Origin of the sequence: Nitratireductor sp. CH_MIT9313-5, assembly GCF_037029545.1 — a bacterium.
In the GTDB taxonomy this organism is placed as follows: domain Bacteria; phylum Pseudomonadota; class Alphaproteobacteria; order Rhizobiales; family Rhizobiaceae; genus Chelativorans.
Genome location: NZ_JAYMER010000011.1, coordinates 162016 through 178338, shown reverse-complemented (window position 1 = coordinate 178338; position 16323 = coordinate 162016). Strand labels below are relative to the sequence as shown.

The following is a 16323-nucleotide window of genomic DNA, read 5'->3' as shown; positions in this document are numbered from 1 at the left end:
GAAGGAGTATATAGACGTCAAATTCTTGGTCTGCATGGCGAAGAGTGGGTCCCACCGGTCCCGCTCTTTTTTGTTACCGGCAGGCCGCACACCAAGTTCAAGGCCGGTACTGCACATGATCAACACGCCAGTTGAAGACGATCGCATCATCAAGGAGACGGGCATCGATGCCCGTGTCGCAGGCATCGTTCTTCCCGTGCTTCAGGCGATGAACTACCGCCTCGTGCGCGTCAAGCTGTCCACGCAGGACGAGCTTACGCTGCAGATCATGGCCGAGCGTCCGGACGGCTCGATGACGGTGGACGACTGCGAGGAAGTCAGCCGCGCGATTTCCCCGGTGCTTGACGTGGAAGACCCGATCGACAGCGCCTATCAGCTTGAAATCTCCTCGCCTGGCATTGACCGTCCCCTGGTGCGGGTCGGTGATTTCGAGGCTGCGATCGGCCATGAAGCGCGGATCGAAACGGATATTCTCATTGCAAACCGCAAGCGTTTCCGCGGTCCCATCGTGGCATGCGACGCCGAGAAGGTGACGATCGAGAACGAGAAGGCCGGCGAAGGCGAGGAAGCGCGTGTCGAGATCCCGTTCGACACGATCGCCGAAGCCAAGCTGATGCTGACCGATGCGCTGATCAAGGAAGCGCTGAAGCAGGACAAGGAAGACCGCCGCCGTCGCAAGAAGGAGCGTCGCCGCGGCACCGACAATGACACAGCCGAAACGGCTGAAGACGACAACTGAGTTTCACGCCGGTTGAAGCCGGCCAGGAAATAGCCCCAAGGGAGACAGACATGGCAGTCAGTGCAAACAGGCTGGAGCTCTTGCAGATCGCCGACGCCGTGGCGCGCGAGAAGTCCATCGACAAGCAGATCGTGATCGCGGCCATGGCCGATGCGATCCAGAAGGCCGCGCGCTCGCGCTATGGTCAGGAAACCAATATCCGCGCCGACATCAACCCGCAGACGGGTGAGATGAAGCTGCAGCGCCTGATGGAAGTGGTTGAGACCGTCGAGGAGCCTGCCCGCGAGATCGCTCTCAAGGATGCACGCACCCGCAATCCGGACGCACAGCCCGGCGACTTCCTCGCCGAGCAGCTTCCGCCGATGGATTTTGGCCGCATTGCTGCCCAGTCTGCAAAGCAGGTCATCGTGCAGAAGGTTCGCGAGGCCGAGCGTGACCGTCAGTATGACGAATACAAGGATCGCATCGGCGAGATCGTCAACGGCACGGTCAAGCGCGTCGAATATGGCAATGTGATCGTTGATCTTGGCCGTGGCGAAGCGATCATCCGTCGTGACGAACTGATCCCGCGTGAGATCTTCAAATATGGCGACCGCGTCCGCGCCTATGTCTATGATGTGCGTCGCGAACAGCGCGGCCCGCAGATTTTCCTGTCGCGTACGCATCCGCAGTTCATGGCGAAGCTGTTCACCATGGAAGTTCCGGAAATCTATGACGGCATCATCGAGATCCGTTCGGTTGCCCGCGATCCGGGTTCGCGTGCCAAGATCGCGGTCATTAGCCACGATTCTTCCATCGATCCGGTCGGTGCCTGCGTGGGTATGCGCGGCAGCCGCGTTCAGGCGGTTGTCGGCGAGTTGCAGGGCGAGAAGATCGACATCATTCCGTGGAACGAGAATGCCGCCTCCTTCATCGTCAACGCGCTGCAGCCGGCGGAAGTCGCCAAGGTGGTTCTGGACGAGGATGCCGAGCGCATCGAGGTTGTCGTTCCCGACGACCAGCTTTCGCTGGCCATTGGCCGCCGCGGTCAGAATGTGCGCCTTGCCTCGCAGCTGACCGGCTGGGACATCGACATTCTGACGGAAGAGGAAGAATCCTCCCGCCGCCAGAAGGAATTCACCGAGCGTTCGGGCCTCTTCATGGAAGCGCTCAATGTCGACGAGATGGTCGGCCAGGTGCTTGCCTCGGAGGGCTTTACCAGCGTCGAGGAACTCGCCTATGTCGATGCGGACGAAATCTCGTCCATCGATGGTTTCGACGAAGATACCGCTGTCGAGTTGCAGACCCGTGCGCGCGAATATCTCGAGCGCATCGAGGCGGAGCACGATGCCAAGCGCAAGGAGCTTGGTGTTGAAGACGAGCTTCGCGAGATTCCCGGCATCACCACTGCCATGATGGTGGCACTTGGCGAGGATGACGTGAAAACCATCGAGGACTTCGCCGGCTACGCCGTTGATGATCTCGTGGGCTGGAAAGAGCGCAAGGATGGCGAGACAACCTTCAATGAAGGTGTTCTGTCCTCCTTCGATGTCAGCCGTGCGGAAGCCGAGCAGATGGTTGTTGCCGCACGTCTTCGCATGGGCTGGATCACGGAAGAGGATCTCGCTGCTGACGAGGAAGAAGTAGAAGCCGAAGGCGAAGAGGTCGAGGCAACCGAGGCCCCCGCAGCAGACACTGCGGAAGGCTGAGGTGAAACACTTTCGGAAGACAGGTCTTGCAGAACGCGATGAACGACCGCACATGTATCGTGACCCGGCAGAGCGAGGCGCCCGAGCGGCTCTTGCGTTTTGTCGCGGGGCCTGACGGCACGGTCGTTCCCGATCTCAAGCGAAATCTTCCGGGCCGCGGCTGCTGGGTGACCCCGAGCCGTGATATTGTCGAGAAGGCGGTGGCAAAAAATCTTTTTGCCCGCGCGCTCAAAGCGCCGGTGAAAGCGCCTTCGGACCTCGCAGAACAGGTCGATCGGCTATATGCTGCATCCGCTCTTGGCACGCTTGGCCTTGCGCGCAAGGCCGGTGCCGTGGCATTGGGTGCGGCGAAAGTGGAAGCGACGGTTAGGAGCGGCAAGGCCGCTGGCGTCTTGCACGCGATCGAAGCTTCCCCGGATGGCATCCGCAAGATTGCGGCTGCAAGAAAATCAGTCGCCCATCTCGGTGGGCCGCATGTCCCCGCGATCAGGCTCTTTTCCGAACAGGAAATGAGTTTGGCAATGGGGGCTACAAATGTGATACATGCAGCCGTGCTTGGTCAGGGACCGGGTGAGGCTGCACTGAAGCGCATCACTGCATTGGCGGCTTACAGGGGTATAGAACCCGAGCCGGCTTTGCCGGGCGCGGCGGGCGCCATAGAGGATACGGAATGACGGATACGAAATCTGGTGACGACAAGACGCTGAGCGTCAATGCAAAGAAGACGCTGACGCTGAAACGGCCCGGCTCCGATCAGGGCACCGTGCGTCAGAACTTTTCGCATGGGCGCACCAAGGCGGTCGTCGTCGAGACGAAGAAGCGCAAATTCACGCGGCCCGATGAGCGCAGCGAGGCCCCGGCCGCGCCTGCGGCACCGAAGCCCCAGGCGGCAAAGCCTGCCGCACGTCCGGCGCCTGCTGCACGTCCGGCTGCGCCCCAGCGTCCGCGTCCGCAGCAGCCGCAGCGCTCCGGCGTGGTGCTGAACGAGCTCTCCCGCGAGGAGATGGAAGCACGCCGTCGCGCCTTGCAGGACTCCAAGGTCCGCGAAGCCGAAGAGCGCAAGCGCGCCGAGGAAGAAGCCAAGCGCCGCGCGGTCGAGGAAGAGCAGCGCCGCAAGGAGCGTGAGGAATCCGCGCGCCGTCAGGCGGAGGAAGAAGCACGCCTGAAGGCGGAAGCAGAAGCCCGCGCCAAGGCAGAGGAAGAAGCACGCAAGCGTGCTCCTGAACCTGAACCGCAGCAGGCTCAGCCAACGCCGCCACCGGCAGATGATGATGATGATCGCAAGGGCCGCGGTGCCGGGCACGCGCAAAAGCGTGGTGCACCGGTCAAGCCGGAAGTGCCCACCCGTCCGGCATCCAAGCCCAAGGGTGCCGACCAGCGCCGTCGCGGCAAACTGACGCTGAACTCCGCGCTTTCGGATGACGATTCACGTGGACGTTCGCTGTCCTCCATGCGCCGCCGGCAGGAGAAGTTCCGCCGTGCGCAGTCGCAGGAGCCGCGTGAGAAGATCGCTCGCGAGGTCGTGCTGCCGGAAACCATTACGATCCAGGAACTCGCCCAGCGTATGGCCGAGCGCGCCGTGGATGTGGTGAAGTTCTTCATGAAGCAGGGCCAGATGATGAAGCCCGGCGACGTGATCGACGCAGATACGGCAGAGCTGGTTGCGGTCGAATTCGGTCACACGGTGAAGCGCGTTTCCGAATCGGATGTCGAAGAAGGTCTCTTCGACATTCAGGACAATCCGGAAGACCTGAAGCCCCGTCCGCCGGTCGTGACCATCATGGGTCACGTCGACCACGGCAAGACCTCGCTTCTGGACTCCATCCGCAAGGCCAATGTGGTCTCGGGTGAAGCCGGCGGCATCACGCAGCATATCGGCGCTTATCAGGTGGAGCAGGATGGCCAGACCATCACCTTTATCGATACGCCCGGCCACGCCGCCTTTACCGCGATGCGTGCACGTGGTGCGCAGGCGACGGATATCGCGATCCTCGTGGTTGCTGCCGATGACAGCGTCATGCCGCAGACCATCGAGTCCATCAATCACGCCAAGGCTGCCGGTGTGCCGATCATTGTTGCCATCAACAAGATCGACAAGCCCGAAGCCAATGCCCAGAAGGTCCGCACCGAACTCCTCCAGCACGAGGTGTTCGTGGAGTCCATGGGTGGTGAGGTTCAGGATGTCGAGGTTTCCGCCGTCAAGGGCACTAATCTCGATGCGCTTCTCGAAGCCATCATCCTTCAGGCCGAAATTCTTGAACTGAAGGCCAACCCGGACCGCACCGCAGAAGGTGTTGTCGTTGAAGCCAAGCTCGACAAGGGCCGTGGCTCGGTGGCCACCGTTCTGGTTCAGGCCGGTACGCTCAAGACGGGTGACATCATCGTTGCCGGTAACGAGTGGGGCCGTGTGCGCGCGCTCGTCAATGAGCGGGGCCAGCAGCTCAAGGAAGCCGGTCCTTCCACGCCGGTCGAGATCCTTGGCCTTCAGGGTACGCCCCAGGCAGGTGATCGCTTCGCGGTCGTCGAAAACGAGGCCCAGGCCCGCGAGATCTCCGAGTACCGCCAGCGCGTGGCTCGCGAGAAGGCCGTGGCCCGCCAGGCCGGTCAGCGCGGTTCGCTCGAGCAGATGATGTCGCAGCTCCAGACCTCGGGTCTGAAAGAGTTCCCGCTCATCATCAAGGGCGATGTGCAGGGTTCAATCGAAGCCATTGTTGCTGCTCTCGACAAGCTTGGCACAGACGAGGTGCGTGCACGTGTCGTCCATTCGGGCGCCGGCGCCATCACCGAGAGCGATATCTCGCTTGCCGAGACTTCGGAAGCGGCCATCATCGGCTTCAATGTCCGTGCCAACAAGCAGGCCCGCGATGCGGCCGAACAGGCTGGCATTGAGATCAGGTACTACAACATCATCTATGACCTGATCGACGACATCAAGGCTGCCATGTCCGGCCTGCTTTCGCCGGAACGTCGCGAGACCTTCCTTGGCAATGCGGAGATCCTCGAGGTCTTCAACATCACCAAGGTCGGCAAGGTTGCCGGTTGCCGCGTGACCGAAGGCAAGGTCGAGCGTGGTGCAGGCGTACGCCTCATCCGCGACAACGTGGTCATTCACGAGGGCAAGCTGAAGACGCTCAAGCGCTTCAAGGACGAAGTGTCCGAAGTTTCGGGCGGTCAGGAATGCGGTATGGCTTTCGAGAACTACGAAGACATCCGCGCCGGCGATGTCATCGAGGCCTTCCGCGTCGAGCACGTACAGCGCACGCTCTGATCGGCTGATATTTGCGCCGGGTGTGTTCATCCGGCGTCCAATGCAGACTTGGCCGCAAGGCATGGAAAGGCGGGAAGAAATTCCCGCCTTCTGCAGATTGTGCAGCCTTGTCTGCAACGTTACTTGCACGAAAAACACAGGTTCAGGACCAGCTGACCATGCCTTCCTCCGCACCCTCACAGCGCCAGTTGCGCGTCGGCGAACAGGCCCGACACGCATTGTCGGAAATGCTCCAGCGCGGCGAGATACTCGATCCGGCAATCGAGAACGCCGTTATCTCGGTTTCCGAGGTTCGCATGTCGCCGGACCTGAAAATCGCCACGGCCTTTGTTGCTCCGCTCGGGCAGCAGGACGGCAAGGCTGTCGTTGATGCGCTTAACCGCAATGCGCGCTTCATCCGCGGTCGTGTCACCCCTGCCCTGCGGCAGATGAAATACATGCCGGAATTTCGCTTCCGGCTGGATACGAGCTTCGACAATTTCTCCAAGATCGACCGCCTTCTGCGCTCGCCGGAAGTCGCGCGCGATCTTGATGCCGATGACAATGATGAGGGCCAGTCGAACTGATGGCACGACGCGGTAAGAAAAAAGGCCGGCCTGTTTCAGGCTGGATTGTGCTCGACAAGCCGGTGAAGTTCGGTTCCACCGACGCCGTTTCCAAGGTGAAGTGGCTTTTCCAGGCGCAGAAAGCTGGCCATGCCGGCACGCTGGATCCGCTCGCTTCGGGTATGCTGCCCATCGCGCTTGGCGAGGCTACCAAGACCGTGCCGTTCGTCATGGAAGGCGCGAAAGTCTACCGCTTCACCGTCGCATGGGGCGAAGAACGCACCACGGATGACCTTGAAGGTCCGGTCGTGAAAACCTCCGACAAACGCCCAAGCGTGGAAGAGATCGAGGCTGTTCTGCCGAAATATACCGGTCTCATCATGCAGGTCCCGCCGCAGTTTTCAGCCGTGAAGATCGGTGGTGAGCGCGCCTATGACCTTGCCCGTGAAGGCGAGGAAGTCGAGATTGCTGCGCGTGAAGTCGAGATTGGCCGCCTTGAGCTTATCAAGGCGGAGGCTGACCGTGCCGAGTTCGAGATCGATTGCGGCAAGGGCACTTATGTGCGCTCGCTTGCGCGTGACATAGGGCGCGACCTTGGCTGCTATGGCTATATTGCCGAGCTGCGCCGCACCGAGGTCTATCCGTTCGAGCCTGCGCAGATGGTTTCGCTTGAAACCCTCATCGAAGCGGAAGAAGCCGCAGAAGACGAGAATGCGCGTTTCGAAGCCATCGACCCTTACGTCATGGATACGGCTGCGGCCCTTGGCGGCCTGCCCGAGATCCAGCTCAGCGACGATGCCGCCCACCGTATTCGCATGGGCAACCCCGTCATCGTGCGCGGCCGCGATGCGCCTGTGGAGGCGCCGGAAGCCTGGGCGAGTGCACGCGGCAAGCTCGTCGCAATCGGCTTTGTCGAGGCCGGCATGTTCAAGCCGAAGAGAGTTTTTGCTGACACTTGATCGGATATCTCCTGATGCTTACCGAAAGTCGCTTGCAACCCATCGGCAAGTTTAGCATTCAGTTGGATATGAAGACGCGGTGACCAGCAGGGGCGACGTGACAACAGAGACAATCAGCCCCGAGGGACAGGCGGGTAGGGCAACGAGCAGCTTCTGGTCGCTTGGCGGCCCGAAGCCGATCGGCATTTTCCTGTTCCTTTTGATTATCGTTACCATCATCCCGGCCATCGCAATTTCCACGGTGCTGCTTCATCGAAACGACATGGCGCAGCGCGAGGTGGTCAACACCCTCGCAGAGGCCATGGCCGGATCGATTGCGGAAGCAGTCGATCGGGAACTGTCCGGGATGATGACCACGCTGCGTGTCCTGTCGACATCCCCTGCCCTTGCCGAAGAGGATTACGGGGATTTCTACGAGCGCGCGCGTTCCGCGCTTGCGGGAACCGGCACCTATCTCATCCTCCTCGACGAGGATCTTGGCCAGATCCTTAATACCCGCGTCCCTTTCGGGACCGAACTGGGCAAGACCTCACACCCGCAGAGTGCGCTTGAGGCGCTTCAGACGCGGACGGGAACGATCTCCGGAGTGTTCTTCGGCCAAACTTCGGGCAAATGGGTCTTCAACGTCATCCTGCCCTATATTCCGGAAGGCGATGAGGGCGAGAAAGTTCTGATCATGACCCGGAACGCGGAGTCTCTGACGGACTCCCTGTCCCAGCAGATGTTGCGTGGCGGCTGGAATGCCTCGCTGGTGGATGCTCAAGGCACGGTTCTGGCGTCTTCCTTCATGGCTTCCAATACCGGCCAGCCCTTCTTTCTCGAATTGCCCAAATCCACCGGCTCTCCCATGACAGTGTATCCGCGCAGCGAGGCCGAGCGCACGCCGCATGTGGCAATCGTCGACGAGTCGAACTATTCGGGCTGGCGCGTGGTCGTCTGGGCGCCAACAGCATCCATTGAAGAACCGGTCCGGCGCTCACTTCGCATGCTTTTCATCGCGAATTTCCTGACCATCGCGATCGGCTTCGGTGCAGCCTGGCTCCTTGGACGGCAGATCGCTGGCCCCGTGCGCCGGCTGGCGCGTGATGCACGCCGCCTTGGCGCAGGCGAATCCGTTGAGGCCGTGGCCTATCCGATCGCGGAAGTCGCGACGGTTTCCACGGCTCTGGCCGAGGCTGCGCGCGACCGCAAGAAGGCCGAAAACGACATTCGCCTCCTGATGCGCGAAGTCGCGCATCGCTCCAAGAACCAGCTTACCGTCGTCTCCTCCATGGCAAAGCAGACGGCGCGGAGCGCCCGCACACTCAAGGGCTTTCAGGACGCGTTTCAGAAACGCCTGTTTGGCCTCGCCCGTTCGACCGATCTTCTGATTGCAGGTGGTGCGGCGGGTGTGGAACTGCGTGAACTCCTGCTTGCGCAGATCGAGCCGTTCCGGCCGGAAAACGAAAAGCAGTTGTCGGTCTCCGGCCCGGCCTTCCGGCTTAGCAATCAGGCCGCACAGACCATCGGGCTGGCAGCGCATGAGCTTTCGACGAATGCCTCCAAATATGGCGCATTCGCTTCGCCCGAAGGCAAGCTGTCGCTGACCTGGACGATTGATGACGAGTATCTCACCATCAACTGGAAGGAACAGGGCCTGACCCTGCGCCGCCGCCCCACACGCCGCGGTTTCGGCACCGAAATCATCGAGCGGATGGTGGGTGGAACGCTGGATGCGGAGATCACCCGAAACTTCCGTCGAACCGGGCTGGAATGCATCTTCAAGATACCGCTTGAGCGGGTGCGTGCGGAAAGAACTGCCGGTGTTGGCCCCTTTTAACTGGCAATCTGGCGCATAATCGCTTATATGCGCGCCATCGTGGAGCACGTTCTCCAACGATTGAATGGCCCTTGCTGGACGACATCCCGGCTATGGGCGACCACCAATCCTCCCATTAGAAAGGAAACACGATGTCGATTACTGCCGAGCGCAAGCAGGAACTGCTCAAGGAATACGCAACCGCCGAAGGCGATACCGGTTCTCCGGAAGTCCAGGTCGCGATCCTTACCGAGCGCATTGTGAACCTGACCGAGCACTTCAAGGACCACAAGAAGGACAACCACTCCCGTCGTGGCCTCCTGAAGCTCGTCTCGCAGCGCCGCCGTCTTCTTGACTATGTCAAGAACAAGGACGAGCAGCGCTACCGTACGCTGATCGAGCGTCTCGGTCTGCGTCGCTAAAGGATGCTGCTGGCGGCTTTCCTCAAGGAGAGCCGCCAGCGCCCCTGCCTCGCATCATGCGGGGCAACCCGCCTTGCCGGATATGGTGTCCGTCAAGGCTTGACCGAACAGGTCATGGGGCAGGATTGCCGGATGCTTGTGCCGCCAGACGGGCGGCATCTTCTTCAAGCTTCCCGTTGTCTTGCCCGTGGCTCGTTCGAAACGGAAGCAACTGGCCTGACGGCCCCGCAGATGCTGCGAGGTGCGTTGGGCATTAAGGACAAGACATGTTCGAACATCACAAAGTAGAGATCGAGTGGGCAGGCCGCCCGCTTACGCTGGAAACCGGCAAAATCGCACGTCAGGCAGACGGTGCAGTGCTCGCCACCTATGGCGAGACGGTTGTTCTGGCCACGGTCGTATCTCAGAAGGAACCGAAGCCGGGCTTCGACTTCTTCCCGCTGACCGTCAACTACCAGGAAAAGACCTTCGCAGCCGGCAAGATCCCCGGCGGCTATTTCAAGCGTGAAGGCCGTCCGAGCGAGAAGGAAACGCTGGTTTCCCGCCTCATCGACCGCCCGATCCGCCCGCTCTTCGTCGAAGGCTACAAGAACGACACCCAAGTTGTCGCGACCGTACTTCAGCACGATCTGGAGAATGATCCGGACGTGGTGGCCATGGTTGCCGTTTCCGCAGCGCTCACGCTTTCCGGCGTTCCCTTCATGGGTCCGATCGGAGCAGCGCGCGTCGGATATATCAATGGCGACTATGTCATCAACCCGCATATCGACGAGATGGAAGAGTCCAAGCTCGACCTCGTCGTTGCCGGTACGCAGGATGCCGTTCTGATGGTGGAATCGGAAGCTCAGGAGCTTCCCGAAGACGTCATGCTCGGCGCTGTCATGGCCGGTCACAAGGCTTTCCAGCCGGTGATCGACGCCGTCATCAAGCTGGCCGAAGTTGCCGCCAAGGAGCCGCGCGAGTTCCTGCCGGCCGATCTTTCCGAGCTTGAAGGCGAGATGCTCAAGGTCGTCGAAAACGATCTGCGCGAAGCTTACAAGATCACCGACAAGCAGGACCGCTACGCAGCAGTCGACGCCGTAAAGGCCAAGGTCAAGGAAACCTTCCTTCCCGAGGGCGAAGAAGAGCCGAAGTGGTCTTCCGAGCAGATCGGCACCGTCTTCAAGGCGCTGCAGGCGAAGATCGTTCGCTGGAACATCCTCGACACCGGCACGCGCATCGATGGTCGCGACCTGAAGACCGTGCGTCCGATCGTTTCGGAAGTCGGCGTCCTGCCGCGCACCCACGGCTCTGCCGTCTTTACCCGTGGTGAGACGCAGGCACTCGTGGTCGCCACGCTGGGCACGGGTGAAGATGAGCAGTTCATCGACTCGCTCACCGGCACCTACAAGGAAAGCTTCCTGCTGCACTACAACTTCCCGCCCTACTCGGTCGGTGAGACGGGCCGCATGGGATCGCCTGGCCGCCGTGAGATCGGCCACGGAAAGCTTGCATGGCGCGCCATCCATCCGATGCTGCCGGCTGCGGACCAGTTCCCCTACACGATCCGCGTCGTCTCGGAGATCACCGAGTCCAACGGCTCGTCCTCCATGGCAACCGTCTGCGGCACCTCGCTTGCCCTGATGGATGCAGGTGTACCGCTGACCAAGCCGGTCGCCGGTATCGCCATGGGTCTCATCAAGGAAGATGACCGTTACGCTGTCCTTTCCGACATTCTCGGCGACGAGGATCACCTCGGCGACATGGACTTCAAGGTGGCCGGTACGGATGAGGGCATCACCTCGCTCCAGATGGACATCAAGATCCAGGGCATCACCGAAGAGATCATGCAGGTCGCACTCGACCAGGCCAAGGGCGGCCGTCTGCACATTCTCGACGAGATGTCCAAGGCCATTTCGGAAAGCCGTGGCGAGCTCGGCGAGTTCGCACCGCGCATCGAGGTCATGCAGATCCCGACCGACAAGATCCGCGACGTGATCGGCACCGGCGGCAAGGTGATCCGCGAGATCGTCGAGAAGACCGGCGCCAAGATCAATATCGAGGACGATGGCACGGTGAAGATCGCTTCTTCCAACGGCAAGGAAATCGAAGCCGCGAAGAAGTGGATCCACTCCATCACCGCAGAACCGGAAGTTGGCGAGATCTACGAAGGCACGGTCGTTAAGACCGCCGACTTCGGCGCATTCGTGAACTTCTTCGGCCCCAAGGACGGCCTGGTGCATATCTCGCAGCTCGCTCCCGAGCGCGTGCAGAAGACCACCGACGTCGTCAAGGAAGGCCAGAAGGTCTATGTCAAGCTCATGGGCTTTGACGAGCGCGGCAAGGTTCGCCTCTCCATGAAGGTCGTTGACCAGGAGACCGGCAAGGAACTCGAGAAAGAGAAGAAGGAAAACAAGGAAGACGCCGAAGGCTGATTCCTTCCTTCTGACCAATGATCACGGGCGTGGCCAAGGCTGCGCCCGTTTTCGTATTAGATCCATTTGCCGTGCTGCGGTGCCTGCGCCGCTGCGCCCTTGCGAGGAAAGCCTGATGAGCGACTCACCGCTGCCCACCCTTCACTTCCCCTTCGAACGCGGCCTTCTGGACGCGCCGGAAGGACGGGTTCTTGTTCTGGGCGCGCGGCAGGATTTTCGGCTGCCGGAGGGCTTTTCAGACGCCTTGGTGGTTCAGGGGTTCCGGCCGGACTTCATCGCACTGGAGCGGAACGGCTTTGATGTACACCCGCTGCCGGAGGGCGAAGACTATCCCGCAGCCCTCATCCTGCTTGGCCGCCACCGCGCCGAAAACGAGCAAATGCTGGCGCAAGCCTTGCTGCGCGTGAAGGCCGAAGGCCTGATCGTCGCGGCAGGCACGAAAAAGGATGGAGCTGCCAGCATGCGCAAGCGCGTGGAAGGGTTGCTGCCGATCGATGATCACGCATCAAAATTTCACGGCGTGGTTTTCTGGCTGCGCCGCCCGGCCGAAGTCTCCCCGACCCTTCTCGACCAGCTGAAGCCAGCAGAGGAAGCATCTGGCTATTTCACCGCCGCGGGTGGCTTTTCAGACGATGGCGTGGATCAGGCCTCCGCACTGCTTGCGGAACATCTGCCGGAAGCCATCGAAGGGCCTGTCGCCGACTTCGCTGCCGGCTGGGGCTATCTCTCCACCCGCCTTGCCGCCAGGCACCCCGAGATTGCCATCGACCTGTACGAGGCCCATCACGCCTCTCTGGAGGCGGCACGCCGCAACATGGAGCGGCACGCTCCACGCACACAGGCGCGCTTCTTCTGGCATGACCTCGTGCAGGAACCGGTGGAGGAGCGTTACGGTTTCATCGTGATGAACCCGCCCTTCCACTCCGGCAGCAAGGCCGTGCCGGACCTTGGCATCAACATGATCGAGGCGGCGGCGAAGGCGCTCATGAGTGGTGGCCGGCTCTACCTCGTTGCCAATCGCCCCCTGCCCTATGAGGACGCGCTCAAACGGCTTTTCCGCCAGTCGGGCGAGACCACCCGAGACAACAGTTTCAAGGTGCTCTGGGGCCGCAAATGAAAAAGCCCTGCCGGTGGGGCAGGGCTTGGTCAGACTTGGATGGGTCGGCCTATCAGTCGCCAGCCTTTTCCTTTTCTTCGGCAATCTCGCCGGACTGCTTCAGCTCGTCCAGGACCGGCATTGAGACGATGTTATAGCCGGAATCCACATAGTGGATTTCACCGGTCACGCCGGAAGACAGGTCTGAGAGCAGGTAGAGCGCCGAGCCGCCGATCTCGTCAATGTCCACCGTGCGGCGCAGCGGCGAATTGCGCTGCTGGTAGGTGAACATGTGACGCGCATCGGCAATACCGGCACCGGCGAGCGTGCGCACCGGACCGGCGGAGATGGCGTTTACGCGGATATTTCGCGGGCCGTAGTCGTTCGCGAGATAGCGCACGCTGGCTTCAAGCCCTGCCTTTGCGACACCCATGACGTTGTAGTTCGGCATGACACGCACCGAACCGGCATAAGTCAGCGTCAGAAGGCTGCCACCGTCATTCATCATGGCGGCGGCATGGCGCGAGACTTCCGTGAAGGAATAGCAGGAGATCACCATGGTGCGGATGAAGTTTTCCCGCGTGGTGTCCGCGTAAAGACCCTTCAGTTCGTTGCGGTCGGAGAAGCCGATTGCGTGAACGAGGAAGTCGAGCGAGCCCCATTCTTCCTTGAGCGTGGAAAAGACGTTCTCGATGGAGGCACTGTCTTCCACGTCGCAGGGAAGAAGCAGCTTCGATCCTGCCTTTTCGGCCAGCGGCTTCACGCGGCGGCCGAATGCCTCACCCTGATAGGTGAAGGCAAGTTCGGCGCCGTGCTCGGCCAGTTTCTTTGCGATACCCCAGGCGATGGAATGGTCATTGGCGACCCCCATGATGAGGCCGCGCTTTCCCTTCATGAAACCTTCCATCGAGCGTCAGTCCTGGTAGCGCTGGAAGACCAGCGTGGCATTGGTTCCGCCAAAACCGAAGGAGTTGGACAGAACCGTGTCGATCTTGGCGTTGTCGATACGCTCGCGCACGACCGGCATGCCCTCGAATTCCGAATCATAGTTCTGGATATGCGCGCTCTCGCCGATGAAGCCGGCTTGCATCATCAGAAGCGAATAGATCGATTCCTGCACGCCAGCGGCACCCAGCGAGTGGCCGGTGAGCGACTTTGTGGAGGCGATATGCGGCATCTTCTCGCCGAAGACTTCGCGGATCGCGCCCATTTCCTTCGAATCGCCAACCGGCGTCGAGGTGCCGTGGGTGTTGATATAGTCCACATCACCTTTCACGGTGGAAAGCGCCTGCTTCATGCAGCGAACAGCGCCCTCGCCGGATGGCGCGACCATGTCGAAACCGTCGGAGGTTGCGCCATAACCGACGACCTCGGCATAGATCTTCGCGCCGCGCGCCTTCGCGCGCTCAAGCTCTTCGAGCACGACCACACCGGCACCACCGGCGATGACGAACCCGTCGCGGTCAACATCATAGGCGCGGGAGGCGACTGCCGGCGTGTCGTTGAACTTGGAGGACATGGCCCCCATGGCGTCGAAAAGGTTCGACATGGTCCAGTCGAGATCCTCGTGACCACCGGCAAACATCACGTCCTGCTTGCCCATCTGGATCAGCTCGGCGGCATTGCCGATGCAGTGCGCAGAGGTCGAGCAGGCCGACGAGATCGAGTAGTTGACGCCGTGGATCTTGAACCAGGTCGCAAGGGTCGCGGATGCGGTCGAGGACATGGCTTTCGGCACGGCGAACGGCCCGATGCGCTTGGGCGAGCCCTTTTCGCGCACGATGTCGGCAGCATCCACGATCTGGCGCGTGGAGGGGCCGCCGGAGCCCATGACAATGCCGGTGCGCTCATTGGTGATGTCGTTCTGCTCGAGACCGGAATCCTTGATCGCCTGTTCCATGGCAACATGGTTCCAGGCGCCGCCCTTGGACAGGAAGCGCATGGCGCGACGGTCGACCACTTCGCTTGGGTCGAGCGTCGGCGCGCCCCAGACCTGGCAGCGGAAGCCGTGTTCGGCAAAATCTTCCGAAAAGGTGATGCCGGACTTGGCATCACGCAGCGACTGCGTCACTTCCTCGGCATTGTTGCCGATGGAGGACACGACACCGAGACCGGTGACAACGACACGTCTCATGTAAATCTCCTTGTGCGGCGCGAAACGGTTGAGGCCTGAAGATCAGGCCTTTTCCTGCTTCGACAGACCAACCTTCAGGTCACTGGCGCGGTGGATGATCTCGCCATCGACCTTGAGCCAGCCATCGGCAATACCAAGCACGAGGCGGCCGCGCATGACGCGCTTGAAGTCGACGCCATATTCGACAAGCTTGTTTTCCGGCGTAACCATGCCCTTGAACTTAACGTCGCCGGTGGAGATGGCCATGCCCTTTCCGGGTTCGCCAAGCCAGCCAAGGAAGAAGCCCGTCAACTGCCACATGGCATCAAGACCCAGACAGCCGGGCATGATCGGGTTGCCGGGGAAGTGGCAGGGGAAGAACCAGAGATCCGGCTTCAGGTCGAGTTCGGCACGCACGCAACCCTTCCCGAACTCGCCACCGCTCTCGCTGATCTCGGTGATACGATCGAACATCAGCATGGGCGGTGCAGGAAGCTGTGCATTGCCCGGTCCGAACAACTCACCACGGCTGCAGGCAAGCAGTTCTTCGTAATTGTAGCTGGATTTCTGTTCTGCCATTGATCCCATCTCGTTACGGCCCGGTTATCGCTCCGGGCGTTTTCAATGTCGGGAATCCTCTATCACAGTCTGTTTTGGAGAGGAAACCGTCGCTGGAGCCTATATAGAGCCCTTTTTCGCATAAGCAGCATCCAAGCTGCGCTATTGATCGGAAGCTTTGCGCGGAATATATGTGGTGCAGAAAAAAGGCGTGAAAGCGGTCGTCGCAAAGACAAGCCCGCTAGAAAGCAAAAGGTTTTCTTTGGTCGCTCAAAGTATTGCATATTCCGGCAGCACGGCAGAAGAACGGGTGCGGCAGGCTGGCTTGCGCCCGACGCGTCAGCGCGTGGCGCTTGCAGAACTTCTGTTTGCCGATGGTGACCGCCATATCTCCGCCGAGGAGCTTCACGAGGAAGCCCAGCGCGCGGATGTGCGCGTGTCGCTTGCGACCGTTTACAACACGCTGCACCAGTTCACCGAAGCGGGCATGCTGCGCATCCTGCCAGTGGAAGGGTCAAAGACCTATTTCGACACCAACACCTCCGACCATCACCACTTCTTCGTGGAGGGGGAAAACCGTCTGGTCGATATCGACGAAGGTCCGGTGGCGGTCAGCAACCTGCCCTGCCCGCCTGAAGGCATGGAAATCTCCCATGTCGACATCATGGTCAGGCTGCGCCCGAAGAAGCGCTGAACCACAACGAGCCGTACGATAAGAAAAGC

14 protein-coding genes are annotated in these 16323 nt (G+C 60.8%); 11 read left to right on the top strand and 3 right to left on the bottom strand.

What is annotated here, in order from left to right; all coding sequences use genetic code 11:
- Positions 1-115: 115 nt before the first annotated feature.
- From rimP to WA367_RS04870, 10 genes are all read left to right on the top strand, one after another.
- Entirely contained in the window at positions 116-739 is a 624-nt protein-coding gene (gene rimP / locus WA367_RS04915) for a ribosome maturation factor RimP (protein ID WP_336055680.1), read from the top strand.
- Positions 740-789: 50 nt separating this feature from the next.
- Positions 790-2427, top strand: coding sequence for a transcription termination factor NusA (nusA, locus tag WA367_RS04910; RefSeq protein ID WP_336055679.1), 1638 nt, complete (start codon positions 790-792; stop codon positions 2425-2427).
- Positions 2428-2465: 38 nt separating this feature from the next.
- Positions 2466-3101, top strand: a complete 636-nt coding sequence (locus WA367_RS04905; RefSeq protein WP_336055678.1) for an RNA-binding protein — start codon at positions 2466-2468, stop codon at positions 3099-3101.
- Positions 3098-5695 (top strand): translation initiation factor IF-2, encoded by a 2598-nt coding sequence (gene infB, locus WA367_RS04900; RefSeq protein WP_336055677.1) that lies wholly within the window; start codon positions 3098-3100, stop codon positions 5693-5695. The genes WA367_RS04905 and infB overlap by 4 nt, the downstream gene beginning before the upstream one ends.
- Before the next feature lie 158 nt (positions 5696-5853).
- Positions 5854-6261 (top strand): 30S ribosome-binding factor RbfA, encoded by a 408-nt coding sequence (gene rbfA / locus WA367_RS04895; RefSeq protein WP_336055676.1) that lies wholly within the window; start codon positions 5854-5856, stop codon positions 6259-6261.
- Positions 6261-7199: a tRNA pseudouridine(55) synthase TruB gene (gene truB / locus WA367_RS04890; RefSeq protein WP_336055675.1), complete on the top strand. Its 939-nt coding sequence runs from the start codon at positions 6261-6263 to the stop codon at positions 7197-7199. Before rbfA ends, truB begins: the two co-directional genes overlap by 1 nt.
- 97 nt (positions 7200-7296) lie before the next feature.
- The gene (locus WA367_RS04885; RefSeq protein ID WP_336055674.1) at positions 7297-9018 is read left to right on the top strand and encodes a sensor histidine kinase; all 1722 of its coding nucleotides are present in this window, start codon (positions 7297-7299) and stop codon (positions 9016-9018) included.
- Positions 9019-9149: 131 nt separating this feature from the next.
- Positions 9150-9419, top strand: a complete 270-nt coding sequence (gene rpsO / locus WA367_RS04880) for a 30S ribosomal protein S15 (protein ID WP_036483134.1) — start codon at positions 9150-9152, stop codon at positions 9417-9419.
- Between the two features lie 266 nt (positions 9420-9685).
- Entirely contained in the window at positions 9686-11833 is a 2148-nt protein-coding gene (gene pnp, locus WA367_RS04875) for a polyribonucleotide nucleotidyltransferase (protein ID WP_336055673.1), read from the top strand.
- A gap of 115 nt (positions 11834-11948) precedes the next feature.
- Positions 11949-12950 carry a class I SAM-dependent methyltransferase gene (locus WA367_RS04870; protein ID WP_336055672.1) on the top strand — a complete coding sequence of 334 codons (1002 nt, stop codon included), beginning with the start codon at positions 11949-11951 and terminating at the stop codon, positions 12948-12950.
- Between the two features lie 52 nt (positions 12951-13002).
- On the opposite strand, the gene fabI is transcribed toward WA367_RS04870, so the two are convergent.
- From fabI to fabA, 3 genes are read right to left on the bottom strand one after another with little or no spacing between them, the layout of a single operon-like run.
- Positions 13003-13836, bottom strand: coding sequence for an enoyl-ACP reductase FabI (fabI, locus tag WA367_RS04865; RefSeq protein ID WP_336055671.1), 834 nt, complete (start codon positions 13834-13836; stop codon positions 13003-13005).
- A gap of 6 nt (positions 13837-13842) precedes the next feature.
- Positions 13843-15063: a beta-ketoacyl-ACP synthase I gene (fabB, locus tag WA367_RS04860; protein ID WP_336055670.1), complete on the bottom strand. Its 1221-nt coding sequence runs from the start codon at positions 15061-15063 to the stop codon at positions 13843-13845.
- A 42-nt stretch (positions 15064-15105) separates the two neighbouring features.
- Positions 15106-15621 (bottom strand): 3-hydroxyacyl-[acyl-carrier-protein] dehydratase FabA, encoded by a 516-nt coding sequence (gene fabA, locus WA367_RS04855; RefSeq protein ID WP_336055669.1) that lies wholly within the window; start codon positions 15619-15621, stop codon positions 15106-15108.
- Between the two features lie 241 nt (positions 15622-15862).
- Between fabA and irrA the strand changes: the two genes are divergently transcribed.
- On the top strand, positions 15863-16294 hold the full coding sequence (gene irrA, locus WA367_RS04850) for an iron response transcriptional regulator IrrA (RefSeq protein ID WP_336055668.1): 432 nt from the start codon (positions 15863-15865) through the stop codon (positions 16292-16294).
- The last annotated feature ends 29 nt before the right edge of the window (positions 16295-16323 follow it).